This is a genomic window from Gilvibacter sp. SZ-19 (assembly GCF_002163875.1).
Lineage (GTDB): Bacteria > Bacteroidota > Bacteroidia > Flavobacteriales > Flavobacteriaceae > Gilvibacter.
The window spans coordinates 2,650,390-2,672,933 of the sequence record NZ_CP019333.1; the positions used below are offsets into that span (position 1 = coordinate 2,650,390).

General features: G+C 44.6%; 18 protein-coding genes. All 18 read left to right on the top strand.

The genetic code is table 11. From position 1 onward, the window contains the following. The 18 genes from BTO09_RS12345 to BTO09_RS12430 all read left to right on the top strand — a co-directional run bounded on the left by BTO09_RS12345 (window position 1) and on the right by BTO09_RS12430 (window position 22,534). On the top strand, window positions 1-2,052 hold the full coding sequence (locus tag BTO09_RS12345; protein ID WP_087525075.1) for a hypothetical protein: 2,052 nt from the start codon (window positions 1-3) through the stop codon (window positions 2,050-2,052). Between the two features lie 10 nt (window positions 2,053-2,062). Next, complete coding sequence (locus BTO09_RS12350; protein ID WP_087525076.1) at window positions 2,063-3,709, top strand: family 16 glycosylhydrolase; 1,647 nt, start codon at window positions 2,063-2,065, stop codon at window positions 3,707-3,709. Next, window positions 3,710-5,995: a beta-glucosidase BglX gene (bglX, locus tag BTO09_RS12355; RefSeq protein ID WP_087525077.1), complete on the top strand. Its 2,286-nt coding sequence runs from the start codon at window positions 3,710-3,712 to the stop codon at window positions 5,993-5,995. Window positions 5,996-5,998: 3 nt separating this feature from the next. Continuing rightward, entirely contained in the window at window positions 5,999-6,763 is a 765-nt protein-coding gene (locus BTO09_RS12360; protein ID WP_087525078.1) for a family 16 glycosylhydrolase, read from the top strand. Window positions 6,764-6,800: 37 nt separating this feature from the next. Next, complete coding sequence (locus BTO09_RS12365) at window positions 6,801-7,664, top strand: T9SS type A sorting domain-containing protein (RefSeq protein ID WP_087525079.1); 864 nt, start codon at window positions 6,801-6,803, stop codon at window positions 7,662-7,664. Window positions 7,665-7,770: 106 nt separating this feature from the next. Then, window positions 7,771-9,420: a solute:sodium symporter family transporter gene (locus BTO09_RS12370; protein WP_087525080.1), complete on the top strand. Its 1,650-nt coding sequence runs from the start codon at window positions 7,771-7,773 to the stop codon at window positions 9,418-9,420. Between the two features lie 297 nt (window positions 9,421-9,717). Further along, entirely contained in the window at window positions 9,718-10,758 is a 1,041-nt protein-coding gene (locus BTO09_RS12375) for a LacI family DNA-binding transcriptional regulator (protein ID WP_087525081.1), read from the top strand. Window positions 10,759-10,922: 164 nt separating this feature from the next. Next, window positions 10,923-11,588, top strand: a complete 666-nt coding sequence (gene pgmB, locus BTO09_RS12380; protein WP_198356482.1) for a beta-phosphoglucomutase — start codon at window positions 10,923-10,925, stop codon at window positions 11,586-11,588. After that, complete coding sequence (locus tag BTO09_RS12385) at window positions 11,585-13,894, top strand: glycoside hydrolase family 65 protein (protein WP_087525082.1); 2,310 nt, start codon at window positions 11,585-11,587, stop codon at window positions 13,892-13,894. Before pgmB ends, BTO09_RS12385 begins: the two co-directional genes overlap by 4 nt. 4 nt (window positions 13,895-13,898) lie before the next feature. Beyond that, the gene (locus BTO09_RS12390; RefSeq protein WP_087525083.1) at window positions 13,899-15,575 is read left to right on the top strand and encodes an alpha-amylase family glycosyl hydrolase; all 1,677 of its coding nucleotides are present in this window, start codon (window positions 13,899-13,901) and stop codon (window positions 15,573-15,575) included. 85 nt (window positions 15,576-15,660) lie between these two features. Beyond that, window positions 15,661-17,028 carry an alpha-amylase family glycosyl hydrolase gene (locus BTO09_RS12395; protein ID WP_087525562.1) on the top strand — a complete coding sequence of 456 codons (1,368 nt, stop codon included), beginning with the start codon at window positions 15,661-15,663 and terminating at the stop codon, window positions 17,026-17,028. A 108-nt stretch (window positions 17,029-17,136) separates the two neighbouring features. Beyond that, window positions 17,137-18,123, top strand: coding sequence for a 6-phosphofructokinase (pfkA, locus tag BTO09_RS12400; protein ID WP_087525084.1), 987 nt, complete (start codon window positions 17,137-17,139; stop codon window positions 18,121-18,123). Between the two features lie 11 nt (window positions 18,124-18,134). Then, window positions 18,135-19,130 (top strand): type I glyceraldehyde-3-phosphate dehydrogenase, encoded by a 996-nt coding sequence (gap, locus tag BTO09_RS12405; RefSeq protein ID WP_087525085.1) that lies wholly within the window; start codon window positions 18,135-18,137, stop codon window positions 19,128-19,130. A gap of 9 nt (window positions 19,131-19,139) precedes the next feature. After that, complete coding sequence (locus BTO09_RS12410) at window positions 19,140-19,997, top strand: N-acetylglucosamine kinase (protein WP_087525086.1); 858 nt, start codon at window positions 19,140-19,142, stop codon at window positions 19,995-19,997. 112 nt (window positions 19,998-20,109) lie between these two features. Beyond that, window positions 20,110-20,445, top strand: a complete 336-nt coding sequence (locus BTO09_RS12415; protein ID WP_087525087.1) for a hypothetical protein — start codon at window positions 20,110-20,112, stop codon at window positions 20,443-20,445. A 6-nt stretch (window positions 20,446-20,451) separates the two neighbouring features. Then, window positions 20,452-21,081 (top strand): hypothetical protein, encoded by a 630-nt coding sequence (locus BTO09_RS12420; RefSeq protein ID WP_087525088.1) that lies wholly within the window; start codon window positions 20,452-20,454, stop codon window positions 21,079-21,081. Further along, the gene (locus tag BTO09_RS12425; protein ID WP_087525089.1) at window positions 21,082-21,867 is read left to right on the top strand and encodes a sensor histidine kinase; all 786 of its coding nucleotides are present in this window, start codon (window positions 21,082-21,084) and stop codon (window positions 21,865-21,867) included. It abuts the gene before it with no gap. Next, the gene (locus BTO09_RS12430; RefSeq protein ID WP_087525090.1) at window positions 21,860-22,534 is read left to right on the top strand and encodes a response regulator transcription factor; all 675 of its coding nucleotides are present in this window, start codon (window positions 21,860-21,862) and stop codon (window positions 22,532-22,534) included. The genes BTO09_RS12425 and BTO09_RS12430 overlap by 8 nt, the downstream gene beginning before the upstream one ends. The last annotated feature ends 10 nt before the right edge of the window (window positions 22,535-22,544 follow it).

Consider the following 22,544-nt stretch of genomic DNA (forward strand, 5'->3'; position numbering starts at 1 on the left):
ATGAAGCATTTAGTGAGAACCATACGACCATTTGCGGCAGTTGCCTTTGTCTTTCTGCTTGTTTTTAGCGCCTGTAAGGACGACGACCGCGATCTTGACTTTTTAGATCAGATAACCGTACCTCAGGACTTGCGACTCGGGGTGCTTCTGGCCCAAGACAATTCCGGAACCGTGACCTTTACGCCAACAGCCCAAGGTGCTTCGACCTTTGTTATCGACTATGGCGATGGTGGAGGGTCGAGTGACGAATTGACTCCGGGGCAACAAGACAGCCATGTCTATGCAGAGGGAACCTACACTGCTACGCTTACGGCCTTTAATCTGGAAGGAGAGAGCACAACCTTGGAACAAGAGGTAGTTGTCTCTTTTCGAGCTCCTGAGAATTTAGTGGTCAATGTGGTACAAACCAGTGATGCGTTTACTATAGAGGTTTCTGCCTCGGCTGACTTTGCTGCGAGCTTCGAAGTATTCTTCGGAGAAGTAGCAGACGAAGAAGCTACTCCTTTCGGAATAGGAGAGACAGTGCCTTATACCTATGCCGAGGTTGGTTTTTACGATGTTCGCGTTGTGGCATTGAGTGGTGGAGCCGCTACTGCCGAAGAGACTGTGACCATAGAGATCAGAAACCCGATAGTATTGCCTATTGATTTTGAATCTAGCACCATCAATTATGCATTTGTAGATTTTGGCGGAGCTCAAAGCCAGGTTATTGACAATCCGGATCCTTCTGGTATAAACACGAGTACAAAGGTTGCTGAGTTCTTTAAAGAACCAGGAGCTGAGATCTTTGCGGGAACCATACTGCAATTAGGAGATCCAATAGATTTTAGCGAATTCCAAAGCTTTACGGTAGACGTATGGTCTCCACTGGCAGGAGCCGTTGTTAAATTGAAATTAGAGAATGCAGACGATCCGGCAATAGCCACAGAGATCGATGCCGTGACCTCTGTTACCAATGAGTGGGAGCAGCTAGGTTTTGATTTCTCAGGTGCAGACCTTACCCAAGAATATTCTAAAGTGGTTATCTTCTTTGACTTTGGCAATGCAGGAGCAGGAGACACTTTCTATTATGACAATATAGAACAGGCCAACGTGACCACCGGTCCTATAGTTACACTTCCTGTAGATTTTGAAGACGATACTTTGGATTACGGTATCTTCGGATTCGAAGGAGCAGATTCTGCTCGTGAGGCGAACCCAGTGCCAGGTGGTATCAATACCAGTGCCAATGTGGTTCGCACTACCAAAGAGGTAGGGGCACAATTCTTTGCAGGGACCATTGTACAACTGGGAGAGCCCATTGACTTTAGCGAGTCGTCTTCCATCCGAATGAAAACCTATTCTCCTAAAGCTGGAATTCCAGTGCGTATGAAACTGGAGAATTCTGCCGATCCGGGCGAATTTGTTGAGCTAGATGCCAATACCACCGTGATCAATACTTGGGAGACTCTAGTTTACGACTTCACAGGGGCATCAGGAACTTACGACAGAGTAATCGTATTCTTTGAGTTCATTGTGGACTTACCTGGAGATGGTTCTACCTATTATTTCGATGATATTGAACTAGACACACCAGCTGGGGTAGAATTACCAGTGGACTTTGAAGATCCCGATCTGACCTATACGGTCTTCGGATTCGAAGGTGCCGACTCTGCAGTAGAGGCCAATGCCGTACCCGGTGGTATAAACACCAGTGCAACAGTGGTGCGAACTACTAAAACGGTAGGAGCACAGTTCTTTGCAGGTACCATAGTAGAACTAGACAGTCCAGTAGACTTCTCTGCAACCCAGATGATCTCTGTGAATACTTATTCTCCTAAAGCTGGGATTCCAGTACGTTTAAAACTGGAGAATTCGGCAGATCCGGGCGAATTTGTAGAGCTCGATGTCAACACCAATGTTATAGATACTTGGGAGACCTTGACTTGGGACTTTTCCGGCTCAAGTCCAACAGGAACTTACGACAGGGTGATCATTTTCTTTGAGTTCGTTGTAGACCTCCCTGGAGATGGATCGACCTATTATTTTGACGACATTCAACTTGCTTTTTAAAAAATAGACTATGAAACGTATTTATCAATTATTTTTCATCATCACAGTGATTCTAGGTGTCCAGGGATGTCAAGAAGACGATAAGGTCTTCGGCGATGTCACTGCACCGACTAATTTGCAAGTTGAACTCACAGTGGCCAGTGACCAATCAGGCGTAGTTAGTGTTTTACCATCGGCAGACAATGCCATTAATTTTCATGTCTTTTTTGAGCCTGATGCTGACCCTGTGGTAGTTAGTAATGGACAGGAAGCCACCTTCCGCTATATCGAAGTTGGCCAGTACACGCGAGATATCGTTGTAGTGGCCTTTGGTAGAGGAGGGGCTTCCAGCTCATTGCAGTTAACAGCAGAACTCGATGTTATCTTGGTTTTGGATCCTGATGTACAATTTGCCTTAGCCGGAGACGGCAGCAAAACTTGGGTTTGGGATTCAGCAAATGGAGGACACTTTGGAGTAGGTGCTCCAGATGTTGATTTTGCCAACTTCTTTAGTGCTGCTCCGAATCAATTAGATCCTTGTCTTTATGACGATACTATCACTTTTAGTTTCGACGGAGCTGGAGGTTTCTTCTATACCTTAGATCCGGGTGCGGAGACCTTTATTAACTGGACAGAAATCAAGCGTTTCTTTCCGGAGGCTAATCCAGGTCAGTTTGTAGACGAATGTAGAGATATCTCTGATCAGATAGAACTGAGTACTAATTTCTCGTTGATCGAATCAGACGGAACAACAACGCTCACTGTTCCAGGTAGTACTCTTTCATATTATGCTGGAATTACAGAATATGAGATCGTAGAGCTTACCGAGAACAAACTGGTTGTACGTGGAATTCAGAATCCATTTGATCCACCAGGAGATCCACTAGCTTGGTACCACACCTTTGTCCCAGAAAGTGGAGGAGGAGATCCAGGTTGTGCTGGCGGTTCTACAGGAGCCACCGGAAGTGGAAACAACGATGTGTTAGTGTGGGCCGATGAGTTCGATACTCCAGGAGCGCCTTGTGAGGCCAACTGGACCTTTGAGATAGGAGATGGTTGTCCAGACCTATGTGGTTGGGGTAATGGCGAGGCGCAGTACTATACCGATCGTCCAGAGAATGCCATTGTAGAAGACGGAGTATTGAAGATCACTGCAAGAGCCGAGGCTTTTGAAGGATCAAACTATACCTCAGCTCGTATGATCACCAAAGATAAATTCGAGTTCCAATACGGACGTGTGGAAATGCGTGCCAAGCTGCCTACGGGTGCCGGAACTTGGCCAGCATTCTGGATGCTAGGAGCCGATATAGATACCAACCCTTGGCCAGGAGCAGGAGAAATGGACATTATGGAGCACGTTGGCAACAGCCAAGACGTGATCTTTAATTCCCTGCACTTCCCTGGGAATTCTGGAGGAGATGCTATCACAGTAGATACTCCATTACCTGGAGCGTCAGATGACTTCAATATCTACGCCTTAGAATGGACAGAAGATCAGATAACCTTTTATGTCAATGATACTGTTGGATTGAGCTTCCCGAATTCTGAGTCGGTTCCTTTCCAAAAGGACTTTTTCCTTTTGGTCAATGTGGCCATGGGAGGAACCTTTGGCGGTGCTATAGATCCTGCCTTTACGGAATCTACATTTGAAATCGATTACATAAGAGTATACCAATAGATGAAAAAAGCAGCATTTTTCGGGATATTTATTTTGGCTTTGACCTTTGTGGCCTGTAATTCAGGAACGGGGTCATCTAAAGTCAGTTCAGACAGTTCGAGTCCGTTTGCCGCCGAAGTTGATTCTTTACTGAGTATCATGACCTTAGAAGAGAAGATCGGCCAAATGAATCAGTACAATGGTTTCTGGAACGTAACAGGACCAGTACCAGCGGGTGATGAGGCTGCAAACAAAAAATACGATCACCTCAAGAAAGGTTGGGTCGGCTCTATGTTGAATGTTCGTGGGGTTGAAAATGTACGCGCAGTACAGAAGATAGCTGTAGAAGAGACCCGCTTGGGAATACCGCTTATCATTGGTTTTGACGCCATCCACGGGTATAAAACCCTAAGCCCGATACCGCTAGCGGAAGCTGCAAGTTGGGATATGGAAGCCATTAAAAGATCCGCAGAAGTATCTGCAGCAGAGTCAGCCGCTTCTGGAATCAATTGGACCTTTGCTCCTATGGTCGACATAGGACGAGACCCACGTTGGGGTCGAGTTATGGAAGGAGCAGGAGAAGATCCATACCTCGGAAGCAAGATAGCCATGGCTCGTGTTAAAGGATTCCAGGGCGACGATCTTTCAGATCCCTTTACCATTGCGGCTTGCACCAAGCACTTTGCGGGATATGGTTTTGCCGAAGGTGGTAAAGATTACAACACTGCCGATTTTGGCAGCAGTACGCTGTACAATATGGTTCTACCCCCTTTCAAGGCTACAGTAGATGCCGATGTAAAGACCTTTATGAATAGTTTTAATGTGCTTAACGGAATACCGGCAACTGGCGATGAGTTTCTTCAACGAGAGATATTAAAAGGCCAATGGAATTTCCAAGGTTTTGTGGTTTCTGATTGGGGATCTATCGGAGAAATGATTCCTCATGGCTATGCGGAAGACGGGAAACACGCTGCCGAGTTGGCTGCAAATGCCGGTTCAGACATGGATATGGAATCCTATTTATATGTGGAGCATTTAGCGGCCCTCGTACAAGAAGGAAAAGTAGACGAGGCCTATATCAACGATGCTGCAAGACGAATCTTAACGGTGAAATACGAATTGGGACTTTTTGAAAATCCTTATAAATACTGTGACGAGGCCCGAGAAAAAGCCACCATTGGTAAAGAAGCGCATCAAGAGGCAGTACTAGATATGGCTAAGAAGTCCATTGTACTGCTAAAGAATGAGAATAAATTACTCCCTTTGAAAAAGTCTGGGCAACGCATAGCCGTAATAGGTCAGTTTGCCAATGACAAAAACTCCCCACTGGGTAGTTGGAGAATTGCCGCCGATGACAATACTGCCGTTTCATTAATGGAAGGTATGGCGGCCTACCCAGACAACAGGCTTACCTACGCTTTAGGAGCGCAGGTATCCGTTGGACCTACCTCTTTTGTAATGGAGACCAAGATCAACGAAGATGATACCAGTGGTTTCGCAGAGGCAATACGCGTAGCTCGTTCCGCAGATGTGGTGGTCATGAATCTCGGAGAGGTAGGATGGCAAACTGGAGAAGGACGCAGTCGTGCGAATATAGATCTGCCAGGTGTTCAACAAGAGCTATTAGAGGCAGTTTATAAAGTTAATAAGAACATAGTACTGGTGTTGCAAAGCGGACGACCTTTGGCCTTGCCTTGGGCAGACGAAAACATTCCTGCTATTGTGCAAGCATGGCAGTTGGGAACTCAAAGTGGAAACGCAATTGCTCAAGTGCTTTACGGAGACTACAACCCAAGCGGGAAGATGCCAATGACCACGCCAAGAGACAAGGGGCAAATTCCTTTGTATTACAACCATAAGAGCACAGGTAGACCGACAATCCCAGCGCCAAATTTGGTTTTCTGGCAACACTATATGGACGAATCCAACGACCCTTTATATCCGTTCGGACACGGATTGAGCTATACAGAGTTCAAATATGACGGATTAGAGGTTAATGCCAATGGAGACGGCTCTTATAAGGTCAGCTTTACCCTTACCAACTCCGGAGCGGTTAAAGGCAAAGAGGTAGCTCAGCTATACATACAAGACGTAACTGCGTCTGTGACCCGACCTGTTCGTGAACTCAAAGGATTCGAATTGGTGGAATTAGAACCGGGAGCATCTAAAGAGATCACTTTCAACATAAGTGATGCCGAATTAGGTTTCTACAATAATGACGGCGAGTTCATAGTGGAAGACGGTCTTTTCAGAGTTTTCGTTGGAGGGAGCTCAGCAACCCAGTACAGTACAGAATTTGCCAGATAAGACATGTTAAGAACCATTTTGATCATATCGTCTTTTTTGCTTTTAGCTGGTTGTGGACACACTTCTAGCAAGCTCGTTTTCGAGGAGCATTTTGACGGGAATCAGCTTAATGAGGTCTATTGGAATTACGAACTCGGCGACGGTTGTCCTAATCTCTGCGGTTGGGGTAACAACGAGCGACAGATCTACAATAAAGCCAATGCTGTGGTAGATAACGGTCATTTGATCATCTCCGCCACTAAAAAAGGTGATGTATACAACAGCAGTCGTATCACCACCAAGGGCAAAATGGAGTTTCAATATGGCAGTATTGAGGTTCGAGCCAAATTACCTAAAGGAAAGGGGATCTGGCCAGCCATTTGGATGTTAGGCAACGATATTGATACCAACACTTGGCCGGCTTGTGGTGAGATCGATATTATGGAGTACGTTGGCAAGCAACCTGGGGTGATCTACAACTCCCTACATACGCCCGATAGTTATGGGGCAACGATCAACTCAAAACAAACACATATCGCTGATGTGGAAAACGACTTCCATGTGTACCGTACGGATTGGACGGCCGACAAGATCAGCTTTTATATAGACAATAAAGAAGTATACACTTTTAAGCCCAAGACAAAGAACGCCCAGACCTGGCCGTTTGATAAGCCATTCTATTTGATCATTAATATGGCGATTGGAGGACATTTTGGCGGCCCTGAGGTAGATGATAACATCTTTCCGCAGGACTTTATCGTGGACTACGTGAAGGTGTACAATTATTAAACGTGAAACTTGAATATTAATTTAAATTGAAAATGTGATGAGAAAAACTTACTTACTCTTAGCAATGATGCTAACCTTTGCCACCGGTATGGCACAGGTGACCATCGAAACTGATCCTTGTGCGGGCGCCGATGGAGACGCCTGGGGAGGATTCATGAACGTTTTTGAACTAGATGGTGTTACTTACGCTTTCGGTTCAGGATGGGGAGTAGCTGATCTAAAAACAACTGTAGACTGTGCAGGTGGTACGATCACGCTACAGCCTAACTTCAACACTTATGCGGACAACCCAGACGATCCGTTTTGGGTAGACCAAACTACTGGAGAAGGAAACAAACTAATGAAAGCTAGTACTATCTACGCAGACAACTCTGCAGTAGGACAAGAGATCACCTTTACTGGTGGTGTAGGAAGCTACACGCTAGATGGTGCTTATTCTGTAGTAGCTTTTGTACGTGTATTCAACGCAGATTTCTCTACACTTCGTGAAGTGACTACTCCTATCACTGGAACAGGAGTATTCTCTGTAACTATGACAGAGGTAGAAGGAACTGACGCTAACGTACAAGTTGGATTCGAAGTTGTTGGAGCTAACGCTAACCCAGCTGACGAAGCTGCTCTAGGTAGCGTAGTTGTAGGACCAGTTGCTCTTAACGTGAACGATGCTGAGATCATCGGCTTGTCTGCTTATCCAAACCCAGCTAACGATGTTCTTAACGTACAGACTAGAACCGAGCAAACAGGAATCGCTATTTACAATGTTCTTGGACAACAAGTTTTGACTCAGAAACTTACAGGAACAAACTCTGCTATCAATGTAGCTGGTCTTAAGACCGGAGTTTACTTTGCTACAGTGACTACTGACGCAGGTCAGCAGCAGATCAAGATCGTAAAGCGATAGTCTAAAAAGACGGCAAACCTAAAGAACAATACGTTCTTCATTTTTATTATTAACTTGCCCAGACTGTCCGTTTGGGCAAGTTTTTATCAACCAACATCAAACAACTATGCTAGCAATTTTATCCTTCGTAGGCTTTACCGCAATGGTGGGTGTGATCTCTTATTTAGCAACCCGAAAAACAGACGAAAATACCAGTGACGGTTATTTTCTCGGTGGCCGAAGTCTTACGGCTGGTGTCATTGCCGGCTCGCTCTTATTGACCAACCTTTCCACAGAACAGATCGTGGGTCTTAACGGATCTGCTTACGATCAAGGTATCTTGGTAATGGCTTGGGAAACCCTTGCAGCGATTGCTATAGTTGTAACTGCTTTATTTCTATTACCACGCTATTTAAAAGGCGGACTCACAACGGTACCTACATTTTTGGCCAACCGTTTTGATGTCACCACAAAGACATTGACATCCGGTTTGTTCTTAACAGGTTATGTAGTTGTACTGTTACCTGTTATTCTTTACTCCGGATCCTTGGCGATCTCCAATATGTTTGGGATCCCAGAATTATTAGGCGTTTCAGATACCGCAGCACTGTGGATCTGTGTTTGGGGAATTGGTATTATCGGTTCCATTTATGCCGTATTTGGAGGGCTGAAGGCAGTAGCCGTTTCTGACACTATCAATGCCATTGGCTTACTCATAGGAGGATTGCTTATTCCTATCTTCGGACTGATGGCCATAGGTGATGGCAGCATCATGGAGGGCTGGACTACCCTTACTGAGGCGAACCCGGAGAAATTTGAAGCTATGGGGAGCAATACCAGTGCGATCCCATTCTCTACGATATTTACAGGAATGATGCTGGTTCAACTTTTCTACTGGGGAACCAACCAACAGATCATTCAGCGTGCCTTGGCAGCTAAAAACCTTAAAGAAGGCCAGAAAGGATTGATCCTGGCTTCTTTTATTAAAATATTAGGCCCTGTGATCGTGGTATTGCCCGGTATTATCACCTTCCATTATTTCCAAGGCGGATTGGAGCAGGCCGATGCGGCTTATCCACGTTTGGTTAATGCCGTATTGCCTTCTGCATGGCTCGGTTTCTTTGCAGCCGTGCTCTTTGGTGCGATCTTGAGTTCGTTCAATTCTGTACTTAACAGTTCGGTGACCCTTTTCGGGATAGACATCTACAAGCAACATATAAACAAAGACGCCGACGAAAAGACCGTAGTTAAGAACGGAAAGACCTTTGGAGTAATACTTGCATTGGCTTCTATGTTCATTGCGCCACAATTGGCCAATGCTGGATCGCTGTTCGACTACTTACAAGAAGTAAACGGAATCTATTCGATTCCTATTCTAACCATCATTGTGATTGGTTATTTGACCAAGCGTGTACCGGCATTAGCGGCCAAGATAGGGTTGCTGTCAGGTTCTTTACTTTATATTTTGAGCCAGTTCATTATGCAACCTCATTTTGTCGGTAAGGCCTTAGAAGACGCAGCGGCAAGAGGGATCACTGACGCTGAACAGTTAGCGGCGATAGAAGCGGGAGCCTATCCTCACTTCTTACACGTAATGGCGATCTTATTTGTTTTAAATACTTTGATCATGCTTGCCATCGGAAAGTGGAAGCCGAGAGAAACGCCTTATGTTCAAAAGTATACCGAGCAGGTCGATATTGAACCGTGGAAACACGTTAAGCTCGCCGGCGCTATAGTGGTGATCATAGTGATCGGTACTTATGTGTATTTCCAATAACAAAAAAGGCGCTCAGTGAGCGCCTTCTTTTTAATATCAACTATAATAGCGACCCTTAACGGGCTAAAAATTCACTAATAGATGCTATTATTACTTCCTTAAAAGTAAAAGTAGCCTAAATATTGAGTCTGCAAAGCTTGTGCAGCTAAGAAAGACCCACGAAAACGTTTGCGTGTTGATAAGTTTGCGTATTTTAACACTTTCTAAAATTTTACGGACGAATACTACAGAATCGAGAATATTTCGGCCTTTGATTATCAATTGTTTAGCACTTTTTAGAATCCTACAATAGAGCCTATGCCAAAAATGACCTTAAAGAAGATCGCCTCAGAATTAGAGGTGTCTATCTCTACCGTATCAAAAGCATTAAAGGACAGCCACGAAATTGGGGAGGAAACCCGCAAGAAAATCCAGGCATTTGCCGCCTTGTACAATTACAAGCCCAATAATATAGCCTTGAGCCTAAAGAATCAACGGGCTCATACCATAGGGATCATTATTCCGGAGATCGTCCATCATTTTTTTACTACGGTAATTCAAGGCGTAGAGGAGGAGGCCAACAGTAGAGGTTATAATGTGGTAATTGGACTCTCTAACGAGTCATTTGCCAAAGAGGTGCACAACATGGATACCCTAGCCAACGGGAGTATAGATGGCTTTATCATCTCCGTAGCAAAAGAAACCCTGCTTAAAAAAGACTATCACCATTTGCGTGAGACCATAAACCAAGGAATGCCAATTGTGATAGTGGATAGGGATCTGCCAGATCTGGACACCGATAAAGTAGTGGTAGACGACGTGCGTGGCGCTCGAACAGCAGTGTCTTACTTGGTAGATCAGGGTTGTTCCAATATTGGTATCATTACCACCAACGATCATGTCAATGTAGGTAAGCTTAGGTATATGGGCTATCAGAAAGCCTTGAAAGATGCAGGCCAGGAAGAAATGTCGCAGCGGGTGTTAAAACTAGATGACGATATGGACACTATAGCGCAGAGTGATGCCTTAGATATGGCCATAGGCGCTTACTTAGATAAAAACCCTGACCTGGATGCTATTTTTGCAGTGAATGAGATCTTTGCAATTGCGGCCATGAATGCGGTTAAAAAAACTGGCAAACAAGTGCCACAAGACGTAAAAGTGGTTGGGTTTACAGATGGCTTGCTCTCTAAATACGCACAACCGCCATTGTCTACGGTAAGTCAACACGGTTATGATATGGGCAAACGCGCGGCACATTTACTGATAGACAGAATTGAGAACGACGACCCGGACGACGCTTATCAGACCTTAGTGATCCAGACCGAATTGATTCCCAGGGCCTCAACGGCCAAATAAGGCTTTGGTGTAAAAATTCCTTATATTTATACCGCATTTCTGCGGCTATTATTACTTCCCTTTTTTTGACGCAGATGAGCATAGTGCTTGTCGCTTAAATACATAAGCGATTTGCAGCTTTCAACATCTATTTAGTTGGAGGCACAGGTCGCGTTATAATTACGATGAAAATAGAAGGAATTATATTTGATCTGGATGGGGTAATTGTAGATACAGCCCATTTCCATTACCTAGCCTGGAAAAAAACTGCAGCCACCTTAGGCTTTGAATTAACACCAGAATTAAACGAACAGCTCAAAGGCGTTAGCCGTATTGATTCCCTGCAAAAGATATTAGATTGGGCAGGGATAGAGATCACAAAGGAGCGATTTGACTTTTTGACTTCGGACAAGAATGTCGACTACTTGGCACATGTAGCCACCATGAGTGCAGACGACGTACTGCCAGGGGTACGTGAGTTCATTGCCAAATTAAAGCGCGAAGGGTATCGCGTAGCCTTGGGTTCTGCCAGTAAGAATGCCAGACATATTTTAGAGCGCGTTGGCATGATCGATCAATTTGACGCCATAGTAGATGGTACTAACGTTTCCGCCGCCAAACCAGATCCTGAGGTCTTTTTACAGGGCGCAGAGCTTCTTGGACTACAACCACAACAATGTGTCGTCTTTGAAGATTCTAAGGCAGGAGTAACGGCTGCTAATAATGGTGGCATGGTCTCCGTAGGAATTGGAAAAAAAGAGCATCTGTCTCACGCCCATCATGTTTTTGAAAATTTTGAGCAAATACCAACCGATTTTATAAATCTATTAACCAGCGAAGAAGTAAAATGAACCAGCAATATATTGTAACACATCCGTGGTCTATCATAGAAGAAGGATTTGATCCGGAGCGCGTAAAATCATCTGAAAGCCTTTTTAGTCTCGGTAACGGAGCAATGGGCCAACGCGCCAATTTCGAAGAACAGTATTCAGGCCCTACCTTTCAAGGAAGCTATATTGCCGGAGTCTACTACCCGGACAAGACGCGAGTGGGTTGGTGGAAGAACGGTTATCCGGAATATTTTGCCAAAGTACTGAATGCGCCGAACTGGATAGGGGTAAATGTTAGTGTTGATGGAGAAGCGCTGGACTTGCATACTTGTAAAAGTGTAGCTGATTTTAAGCGCGAGTTGGACATGAAGACCGGCCTTTATACCCGTAGCTTTAAAGCAACGCTACAAAATGGCAAGGAGGTTGAGGTTTCCGTTTTGCGATTCCTTTCTTTAGATATGGACGAGCTAGGTGTTATTGATTATCGCGTTACGCCACTCAATGCAGACGCGCAGATCAGTTTTACGCCCTATATCGATGCTGGAATCACCAACGAAGACTCTAACTGGGACGATAAATTCTGGGATATCAAAGGTATAAGCGCTAACAAATCCGCAGCCTTTATACATTCGGCCACAGAGAAGACCGCCTTTCATGTGTGTACTTATATGGATTCTCAGGTTTTTCTAAACGACAAACCTGTTGCAGAAAGTCAGGTAGATCAAACAGCTATGACGGCCAGTGTTACTTATGAGGCCATGGTCGCTAAAGGAGACACCATCAATTTAGAAAAGTATGCCGGTTATACGGTATCTACCAACCACGCCATAGACGATTTGATCCCAGCAGCCAAAGCCGTATTGGCAAAAGGAATGGAAACCGGTGTTAAGGCCTTGGCCAACGCTCAGGCTGCTGCTTGGGAACAGATATGGGCCATGGCAGATATTAAAATTCAAGGCGATGATAAGGCGCAACAGGGAATCCGTTTTAATATCTTTCAACTCAACCAAACCTATTTGGGTAAAGACCCACGCTTGAATATTGGCCCCAAAGGCTTTACTGGCGAAAAATATGGTGGTAGTACCTATTGGGATACCGAAGCCTATTGCTTACCATTCTACATGGCCACCAAGAATCAGGAAGTGGCCAAAAACCTTCTGATATATAGATACAAACACCTGCAAAAGGCCATTGAGAATGCTCAGAAGCTTGGTTTTACCGATGGAGCGGCATTGTATCCTATGGTAACCATGAACGGAGAGGAGTGCCATAACGAGTGGGAGATCACCTTCGAGGAGATCCACCGAAATGGGGCTATTGCCTTTGCGATCTTCAACTATGCGCGTTATACAGGAGACACCTCTTACATCAATGAAATGGGAGCGGAGGTGCTTATCGGGATCGCTAGATTCTGGAAGCAGCGCGCTACCTTCTCCAAAGAGAAAGGGAAATATGTGATCTTAGGAGTTACTGGCCCGAACGAATATGAAAATAACGTCAACAACAACTGGTATACCAATTTTAGTGCGCAATGGTGTTTGAATTACGCCGCAGCGCAGATGAACCGCATTAAATCTGAAGCAGCTGCAGATTACGAGCGCATCACCAACAAAACGAATTTGACGGCCGCAGAGATAGAAGATTGGACCGCGGTTGCCGACGGACTTTATTTTCCATATTCCCAGGAGCACAATGTGTTCTTGCAGCAAGATGGCTTCTTAGACAAAGAGCTTATTGAGGTCAGCGATCTTGACCCGAAGCAGCGCCCGATAAATCAACATTGGTCTTGGGATCGCATTTTGCGTTCGCCCTACATCAAACAAGCGGATACCCTTCAGGGATTCTATTTCTTTGAAGATCAATTTACGGATGAGGAATTGGAAAGACATTTTGATTTCTACGAGCCTTTTACCGTGCACGAATCTTCTTTGTCGCCCTGTGTACACGCTATACAGGCTGCGAAATTAGGTCGAATGCAGCAAGCCTATACGTTTTATTTAAGAACCTCTCGTCTGGATTTGGACGATTACAACAAAGAAGTTGAAGAAGGTTGTCACATCACTTCCATGGCCGGTACTTGGATGAGTATTGTAGAGGGCTTTGCTGGTTTTAGAATTCGCGATGATAAACCGAGTTTAACTCCGAGAATACCTGAACAATGGGACAGCTATCGTTTCCGTGTGAATTTTAGAGGACAGATCCTTACGGTGACCATAGACGCTAATTCGTGCAGTTTAGAAGTTGACGGAGACAGTTCGCTAACGGTTAGCGTTAACGGCCAGGATGTTTCGGTTAGTCCTGGGGCTGCAACCACTGTAAATCTTTAAGCTTATGAGATTACGATCTGTATTTTATGTGCTGCTGATACTTGCCTTAACGGCATGCAAGCAGGAGGCCAAAGAAACGGTTGCTGAGGCTGAAACGCAAAGCGAGACAGCCAAAGCTTTCGATTGGAAGGCTGCCAATTTGTACTTTTTGTTGACCGATCGTTTCAACAATGGCGACACTACAAACGACGTTAATTTTGAGCGCAATAAAGAGACCGCTGTTCTGCGAGGTTTTGAAGGCGGAGACCTAAAAGGAATCACCCAGAAGATAGAGGAAGGTTATTTCTCGGACCTTGGTATCAATGCCATTTGGATGACTCCAATAGTAGAGCAGGTCCATGACGGTACGGACGAAGGCACTGGCTATACCTATGCCTATCACGGTTATTGGACAAAAGATTGGACGCAATTAGACCCGAATTTTGGAACCTTTGAAGATCTTGCAGCTTTAGTAGAGGCAGCTCACAGCGAAGGAATTCGCATTTTGCTAGATGCAGTGATCAACCATACAGGTCCTGTAACCGAGCAAGATGCGGTGTGGCCAGAGGATTGGGTGCGCACCGAGCCAACTTGTACCTACACCTCATACGAAACTACGGTGGAGTGTACCTTGGTTAAGAACTTACCGGATATTAAAACAGAAAGCAACCAGGATGTGGAATTACCGCCGGCCTTGGTTGCCAAATGGAAGGCAGAAGGCCGTTACGAGACAGAAATGGCAGAGCTGGATGCTTTCTTTGCAAGAACAGGCTACCCGAGAGCGCCGCGCTTTTATATCATGAAATGGCTCACTGATTATATCACCGACTTTGGAATTGACGGTTACCGTGTAGATACGGTAAGGCATACCGAAGCCTATGTATGGCAGGAGTTCAAAAAAGAGTGTGACTACGCTTTCAATGCCTGGAAAGAGGCCAACCCAGATAAGGTGTTGGATGACACGCCTTTCTACACCGTAGGCGAGGTCTATGGATATAGTATTAATGACGGCCTGATGACCAAGTTCGTCGATGTTGAAAAAGACTATTACAAGGATGCTTTTACAGCTATGATCAATTTTGATCTACGCTCTCAGGAGGCGGATGTAGATTACGAGGCGGTTTTCTCTCGGTATGATTCTATTTTGAATACGACCTTGGCAGATTACGGGACCTTGAGCTACTTGACCTCTCACGACGATGGTTACCCTTTTGATAAAGCTCGCGAGAACACCTACACGGCAGCAAACCTCTTGTTGCTAACTCCTGGAGGTTCTCAGATGTACTACGGAGATGAAGTAGGTCGTTCCTTGCTTATTGAAGGTACCAATGGCGATGCGACTTTACGTTCGGCCATGGATTGGGAAGCCTATGCCCAAGATGCCGAAGCACAACGTTTATTAACCCATTACCAAAAATTGGGTCAGTTTAAGAACAATCACTTGGCTGTAGGAATTGGTAGACACCAACAATTGGCTGCTGAGCCTTATACCTTTTCTCGTACTTATGCCGACGGAGAAGACACTGTGGTTGTGGCTTTAAATGCACCGAAAGGGGCAAAGATCATTGAGATAGGAATGGCCTTTGCGGAGGGAGCGACCCTGCGCGATGCATATTCCGACAAGACAGTAACTGTAAAAGATGGCCAAGTAAGCCTTACTTCTGATGCAACCCTTGTTTTATTGGAGGCTATCGATGAATAAAAAGCAAACATATCAGCTTATAGTTTTATTGCTAGTTGTGATAACACTTATGGCCTGTAAGCAAAATACCTCAAACCCAGAAGCTATGAACCAAACAGCTGAGGTGGCTACCTTGCCGCCATTGACCGATGAATTTTTAGAAACAGCTATTTTGTATGAGGCCAATATCAGGCAGTATTCTCCCGAAGGTAGTTTTGATGCCTTTACGGCAGATATTCCCAAGCTTAAGGCCTTAGGGGTAGATGTGATCTGGCTTATGCCGGTCTATCCGATATCTTCTACCAAGCGTAAGGCTTATGGCAATGTTATGGCAGACGATATAGAAGATCCGGAGGAGCGGAAGAAGTATTTAGGAAGCTATTATGCGATCTCTGATTACACCGCAATCAACCCGGAGTTTGGAACCTTAGAAGATTTTAGACGCTTGGTTAAAACGGCGCATGACAATGGGATCTACGTGATCTTGGATTGGGTGGCCAACCATACGGGTTGGGACCATCATTGGATCAAAGAGCATCCGGACTACTACACCAAGAACGAAGCTGGAGAGGTCTCTGAACCTCTTAAGGACGATGGTCGTACCCCTGAGGGTTGGACCGATGTGGCCGATCTGAACTTTGACAATCCGGAGCTAACTCCAGCCATGATCGCAGAGATGAAGTATTGGATCACCGAAGAGGATATTGATGGGTTCCGATGCGATGTGGCCGGTTTTGTGCCTACGGAATTCTGGCGAAAAGCCATTCCGGAGCTGCGTGCAGAAAAGAAGATCTTTATGTTGGCAGAGGCAGACAATCCGGAGCTATTGGAAGACGGCTTGTTCGATATGGCCTACGGCTGGGCGAACCATCACTTGATGAACGACATTGCCAAGGGTGAGCAACCCGCTGCACAGTGGTGGGCGCACTACAACGGACAAATGGAAAAATGGGCAGCTGGTGACTATGTGATGAATTTTGTTGAGAACCACGACGAGAACTCTTGGAATGGTACTTTCCTAGGAAGAACTGGAGCCAATTGGGAATCCTGTTTGGTGCTGAGCTATGCCTTACCCGGCATGCCACTTATTTATAGCGGCCTTGAATACGATCTGAACCACAGCTTGAAATTCTTTGAAAAGGACAGTATCCCGAAGACTAAAGGCAAGATCTGGCCTGTTTTAGAGAAACTGGCAGCGGTGAAAAAAGAGGTTCCGGCCTTGCACGGCGGAGTAAATGCGGCCAACTATGAGTGGATCCACACTTTTCACGATCCGGACCTGTTGGCTTTTAGACGATTTAAAGGCGACTCTGAAATTCTGTACCTGGCAAACTTCTCATCCGAAGTAAAGAATCTGCCGGTGAAAGCAATGGGTACTTTTAGCTTTTTTAAATCTGGAGAAAAGGTGCAGATCGATGGCGAAAAGAACTTTGAAATCGCCCCGAATTCCTATCTGTTTTTAGTTAAAAACTAAAGGGAAATCAGGCAATTAGGAGTTTTTTAGAAAAATTTATCAAACGAAAACGTTTTAGTTTAATCGGGCTATTGTGGAGTTGCACAGAATGCCCTAGTTTAGCATTAAATGAGTACAAAAATTACTAAGGTTGGAGTGCTTACTTCTGGGGGAGATGCCCCTGGAATGAACGCCGCTATTCGCGCAGTTGTTAGAGCTTGTGCATACAATGATCTTTCCTGTGTAGGGATCTTTAGAGGATATCAAGGCCTTATTGAAGGTGATTTTGAAGATCTGGACGCGCGTTCGGTGAAAAACATCATTAACCGTGGTGGAACTTTCTTAAAGTCCGCTCGCTCTAAGGAGTTTATGACTGTAGCAGGTCGTCAGAAAGCCTATGACCATCTTAAGAAGGCAGGAATCGATGCTTTAGTGGTCATTGGAGGAGACGGAACCTTTACCGGAGCATCCATTTTTAAAGGCGAACACGATTTCCCGATTGTAGGCTTACCCGGAACCATAGACAACGATATTAACGGAACCGATTATACCATCGGTTACGATACTGCGCTCAATACTGTAGTGGAGGCGATAGATAAGATCCGCGATACGGCCAATTCGCACAACCGCCTGTTCCTGGTGGAAGTTATGGGCCGCAACGCAGGAGACATAGCACTGAACGCCGGTATTGGAGCAGGAGCGGAGGAGATCCTTATTCCAGAAGAGAATATGGGGCGTACCAGACTTTTGGAGTCTTTGCGTCGCAGTAAGAAATCTGGAAAGACTTCCAGCATCATTGTAGTGGCAGAAGGCGATCAGATAGGGAAGAACATCTTTGATCTGGCTAAATACATAGAGGACAATATGAGCGCTTACGAGGTACGCGTAACTGTTTTAGGGCATATTCAGCGCGGTGGTGCACCGAGTTGTTATGACCGCGTATTGGCAAGCCGTTTAGGAGTTGGCGCCATAGATGCCTTGTTGGCAGGTCAACAGGATGTTATGGTTGGAATAGCAAACAGAAAAATAGTATATGTTCCCTTCGCGAGAGCGATCAGTGGGGAAAATGAAATAGATGTAGAACTAATTCGAGTAGCAGACATCACGTCTGTTTAATTCATATAATTATGACAAAAATTGGAATTAACGGCTTTGGCCGAATTGGAAGATTGGCTTTTAGAATTGCCTCTCAAAATCCTAATGTTGAGGTGGTTGCAGTAAACGATCTCTTAGATGTAGATCATTTGGCCTATATGTTGAAGTACGATTCAGTACATGGAAAATTTGCTGGTACTGTAGCCGTAGACGGCGGACACTTGAAAGTGAATGGAAACACAGTACGAGTAACTGCGGAGCGTGACCCTTCTCAATTGAAGTGGGACGAAGCTGGAGTTGATATCGTTATCGATTGTACTGGAATCTTCACTACCATGGACACTGCCAAGGCGCATTTAGATGCCGGAGCTAAGAAAGTAGTGATCTCTGCACCTTCTAAAGACGCACCGATGTTCGTAATGGGTGTGAACCACGACAAGGTGAAGCCAGAAGACAAGATCGTATCTAACGCCTCTTGTACTACCAACTGTTTGGCACCTATGGCCAAAGTGATCCACGATAACCTCGGTATTGTAGAAGGCCTTATGACCACTGTTCACGCTGCAACAGCGACCCAAATGACAGTAGACGGACCTTCTCGTAAGAACTATCGCTTAGGACGATCTGCCTTGAATAACATTATTCCTACTTCTACTGGAGCTGCCGTAGCAGTAACTAAAGTAATTCCAGAGTTGAAAGGAAAACTAACTGGTATGGCTTTCCGTGTTCCTACTGCGGATGTATCTGTGGTAGATCTAACAGTACGTACAGAGAAATCTGCAACTTATGAAGAAGTAAAAGCACTTTTCAAAGATGCAGCAGTCGGAGCATATGCCGGGGTGATCGACTTTGTAGACGAGCCTGTGGTTTCTCAGGATTTCGTATCCGATCCAAACACCTGTAATTTTGATGCAGATGCAGGAATTGCACTGAACGACAACTTCTTTAAATTGGTGGCTTGGTACGATAACGAATACGGATATTCGTCTAAATTGATCGACCTTGCGGCTCATATTGCCAGTATCTAAGATTTAATTATGATTTTAATTGCTGATGGAGGATCCACCAAGTGCGATTGGGTCCTCCTTGACGATTCCTGCGAAAAAGTACTCAAGACCCGTACCAAGGGCTTGAATCCGGCCGTAGTAGAACCCGACGAATTAGAAAGTCGCATCCGTGAGAACACCGAACTTGTTGGGCTTTTCAAAACGGTTAAAAAGGTAGACTTTTACGGCGCTGGCTGTGGAACACCGTCTCCAAGAGCATCGCTTTACGCTGTATTGCAAAACCTATTTATGGGAGCCAAGATCAGTGTACAAGAAGATGTAGCCGCTGCAGTTTACGCGGCTACAGACAAACCTGGTATTGTCTGTATTTTGGGAACAGGTTCTAACAGTTGTTACTTTGACGGTAAAGACATCCACATGGAAGTTGATTCCTTGGGTTATGCCCTAATGGACGAAGCCAGTGGAAATTATTTTGGAAAACGTCTTATCCGCGATTATTTCTACAAGAAAATGCCAGACAAACTGGCCAAAGAGTTTGAAAAGCGCTTTGATCTGAACACCGATGTGATCAAACTCAATGTCTATAAACGTCCGAATCCGAATACCTATCTGGCCTCCTTCGCAGAGTTTATCTTTACAAGCGAAGAGGTGAACGGTTATTTTTACAAACTCATCAGTGAGGGCATGTTCAAGTTTATAGAGAACAAGATACTCTGCTATAAAGAGGCGCAGCATGTCCCTATCCACTTTATAGGATCCATTGCGCATTTCTCCGAAGATATCATTAGAGATTGCATGAAACCTTACCACTTGGAGTTGGGAAATATTATCCGCAGACCTATAGACGGACTTATCGATTATTACAAGCGCAACGAGGGATGTAAATAAGGCTATGGTTTTACGTTAAACTAATTACGGATTTACCGTAATTGTTAAAATCAGCGCTTCAATTTGAGTATCTTCAGGGAGTGATTTAATAACCAAGCAACATTTCCTAACTATGAGTACTCCCAACGACACTATTTCGTTAAGTGATGCGACCAACTGGACAACCAATTGGCGCACTCAAAACCCCAATGCCGTTAAAGCTTTTTTGATTCCAAAAGATGACTTAACGGGTGTATTAGCCGAGAATCCTGATGCTGTCCGCGCCTATTTGGCAATAGACGATAATGGTCAGGAAAAATTAGTAATTGTAGGCTGTACACACCAAATAGATGGCACCTACAAGGACAAATTACCAGACCCAAGCGGTCGTGATAATGGCAATTATATTTTTGATTTTACCATGCCTTGTCCTCCGGTTTGTGACCCTTCGAGTCAATTGAACGGCTAATTACCTATGACACGGTTCTTTAAGAATTTATCGTATCTCGCTACGATCATTCTTATAATCAATGCCTTATTATTTCTTAAAAGCTTTGCGAAACAGAGCAAGGCTTTTAAGATTTTTACCCTTTATCTCATCGCCATGTCGTTGACCCAACTCGGCATGATCCTCTTTGTGATATTGGGTAAGCCGAATATATTTATCGCGAGTATATATACGGTGATCCAATTGGTGCTGTTGAGTCTTTTTTACGGAGAGCTTATAAGCAAAAAGATCATTTATATACTTTCTGGAGCGCTCCTGGCGTTCATGACGGTGCAATACATATTAGATCCGAGCTTATTTAGCAGGTATAATTCTATTGCGATCTCGCTAAGTCAGGCGTTAATAATCGGGTATTGTGTCGTATACTTTTATCGTTCAATCAGTGCTAAGACGCCCTTTATTATTGTAAATGTAGGGGTGTTTGTCTATTTGATTTGTAGCACCCTGATTTTTGCTAGCGGAAACTTGCAGTACGAACTTTCTCAAGACAGTTATATCTTGCTTTTGAACCTCAATATTGTATTCTATTTGATCTTTCAAACCTTGATCATGGTGGAGTGGTTCCAAAATTATAGAAGCTTAAAGCACAGTGCCTAGATGTTTGAGAACACAGACATAATTTCTTTAATTCTTATTGCGCTTAGCTTTTTATTGCTGATGGCCATTGCTCTGGTTACCTTTTTCTTTTTGTCGAGGAAGAAGGTCATCAATGCTGAGCTAGAGAAGGCCAACTTGGAAATATCGCATCAGAAAGAAATGCTACAAGCCACCATTCTCACCCAAGAAAAGGAACGCAAGCGCATAGCACAAGACCTGCACGACGCTATCTCCTCTAAGCTGAATATAGTTTCTTTGAACACCAATGTGCTTTTAGAAGGAGGCGTGAATGAACAAGAATCCAACGAGCTCTTGGGTACTATTCTGCAAATCTCCAATACTACTCTAGAGAGTTCCAGACGCATAGCCCATGATCTCCTACCGCCTGTTCTTGAAAAATTCGGACTAATTCCAGCAGTAGAAGAACTTACCAATGACTTTAATAGGGCTACAGCCAACTTGATCAGCTTTAATAGCGATTATCAGCCCGAATTACTCGACGCCAAGGCGGAGCTTCATCTGTACCGAATAATCCAAGAATTGGTCAACAATTCACTTAAACACGGCAAGGCGAGTGCTATTACCATTTCCATTAAACAACAACCATTGAGCCTGCTGTATACAGACAACGGAGTGGGCTTTGAAAATACCGAGAGTGGTGGAAGTCCAGGGCTCGGCATGAAGAATATAGAAAGTAGAGTGGCGCTTTTAGGAGCTAGCTCGACTTTTAAAAGTTCCCCCGGAGAAGGAATAAGTTTTTCATTAAAATTAAATCAGCATGAGTGATAAGATAATACGGATCGGTTTGGCCGACGATGAAGAACTATTTCGCAAAGGCATAGCCTTTATCTTGGAACGTGAGCCCGATTTCGAAGTGGTCTTTGAGGCAGAGAATGGTCAAAAACTACTGGATACCTTGGCCACCATGGACAAGCTCCCCGATGTAATCTTGACCGATCTTAAGATGCCCATGCTCAACGGGATAGAGGCAACCAAAGCTGTATTGAAGAAATATCCGCAGGTTAAGGTCATTGCGCTTACCAGTTACAACACCCGTGGGTTTATTGCCAATATGGTAGATATAGGTGCAGCGGCTTTCTTAGTTAAGAATTCTACTCCTAAAACCGTAAAACATACGGTTCGAGAAGTGGTAAGCCGTGGATTTTATTACAATTATCAGGTCATGCAGATCATTCAAGATGAGCTTCAAGGCGGTCAACACCGAACGGTAATCGATGCAGACGAGCTGACCAGTCGAGAAAAGGAAGTGCTTCAACTTATTTGCGACCAACTCACCACTCAAGAAATAGCAGAGCGACTTTTTATAAGCCCGCGCACTGTAGAGGGCCATAGGAACAATCTTTTACAGAAAACCAATTCTAAGAACGTAGCCGGATTGGTTTTGTTTGCAATTCGGCACAATTTGGTCATTTTAGATAAGGGTCTCTACTGATTTGTGATTA

What these genes read in the sequence shown, in the direction of transcription:
- gap (WP_087525085.1), top strand. Translation starts at nt 18,135, where the DNA reads ATGACAAAAATTGGAATTAACGGCTTTGGCCGAATTGGAAGATTGGCT.
- BTO09_RS12375 (WP_087525081.1), top strand. Translation starts at nt 9,718, where the DNA reads ATGCCAAAAATGACCTTAAAGAAGATCGCCTCAGAATTAGAGGTGTCT.
- BTO09_RS12425 (WP_087525089.1), top strand. Translation starts at nt 21,082, where the DNA reads ATGTTTGAGAACACAGACATAATTTCTTTAATTCTTATTGCGCTTAGC.
- bglX (WP_087525077.1), top strand. Translation starts at nt 3,710, where the DNA reads ATGAAAAAAGCAGCATTTTTCGGGATATTTATTTTGGCTTTGACCTTT.
- pfkA (WP_087525084.1), top strand. Translation starts at nt 17,137, where the DNA reads ATGAGTACAAAAATTACTAAGGTTGGAGTGCTTACTTCTGGGGGAGAT.
- BTO09_RS12345 (WP_087525075.1), top strand. Translation starts at nt 1, where the DNA reads ATGAAGCATTTAGTGAGAACCATACGACCATTTGCGGCAGTTGCCTTT.
- BTO09_RS12350 (WP_087525076.1), top strand. Translation starts at nt 2,063, where the DNA reads ATGAAACGTATTTATCAATTATTTTTCATCATCACAGTGATTCTAGGT.
- BTO09_RS12360 (WP_087525078.1), top strand. Translation starts at nt 5,999, where the DNA reads ATGTTAAGAACCATTTTGATCATATCGTCTTTTTTGCTTTTAGCTGGT.
- BTO09_RS12430 (WP_087525090.1), top strand. Translation starts at nt 21,860, where the DNA reads ATGAGTGATAAGATAATACGGATCGGTTTGGCCGACGATGAAGAACTA.
- BTO09_RS12385 (WP_087525082.1), top strand. Translation starts at nt 11,585, where the DNA reads ATGAACCAGCAATATATTGTAACACATCCGTGGTCTATCATAGAAGAA.
- BTO09_RS12365 (WP_087525079.1), top strand. Translation starts at nt 6,801, where the DNA reads ATGAGAAAAACTTACTTACTCTTAGCAATGATGCTAACCTTTGCCACC.
- pgmB (WP_198356482.1), top strand. Translation starts at nt 10,923, where the DNA reads ATGAAAATAGAAGGAATTATATTTGATCTGGATGGGGTAATTGTAGAT.
- BTO09_RS12415 (WP_087525087.1), top strand. Translation starts at nt 20,110, where the DNA reads ATGAGTACTCCCAACGACACTATTTCGTTAAGTGATGCGACCAACTGG.
- BTO09_RS12390 (WP_087525083.1), top strand. Translation starts at nt 13,899, where the DNA reads ATGAGATTACGATCTGTATTTTATGTGCTGCTGATACTTGCCTTAACG.
- BTO09_RS12410 (WP_087525086.1), top strand. Translation starts at nt 19,140, where the DNA reads ATGATTTTAATTGCTGATGGAGGATCCACCAAGTGCGATTGGGTCCTC.
- BTO09_RS12420 (WP_087525088.1), top strand. Translation starts at nt 20,452, where the DNA reads ATGACACGGTTCTTTAAGAATTTATCGTATCTCGCTACGATCATTCTT.
- BTO09_RS12395 (WP_087525562.1), top strand. Translation starts at nt 15,661, where the DNA reads ATGAACCAAACAGCTGAGGTGGCTACCTTGCCGCCATTGACCGATGAA.
- BTO09_RS12370 (WP_087525080.1), top strand. Translation starts at nt 7,771, where the DNA reads ATGCTAGCAATTTTATCCTTCGTAGGCTTTACCGCAATGGTGGGTGTG.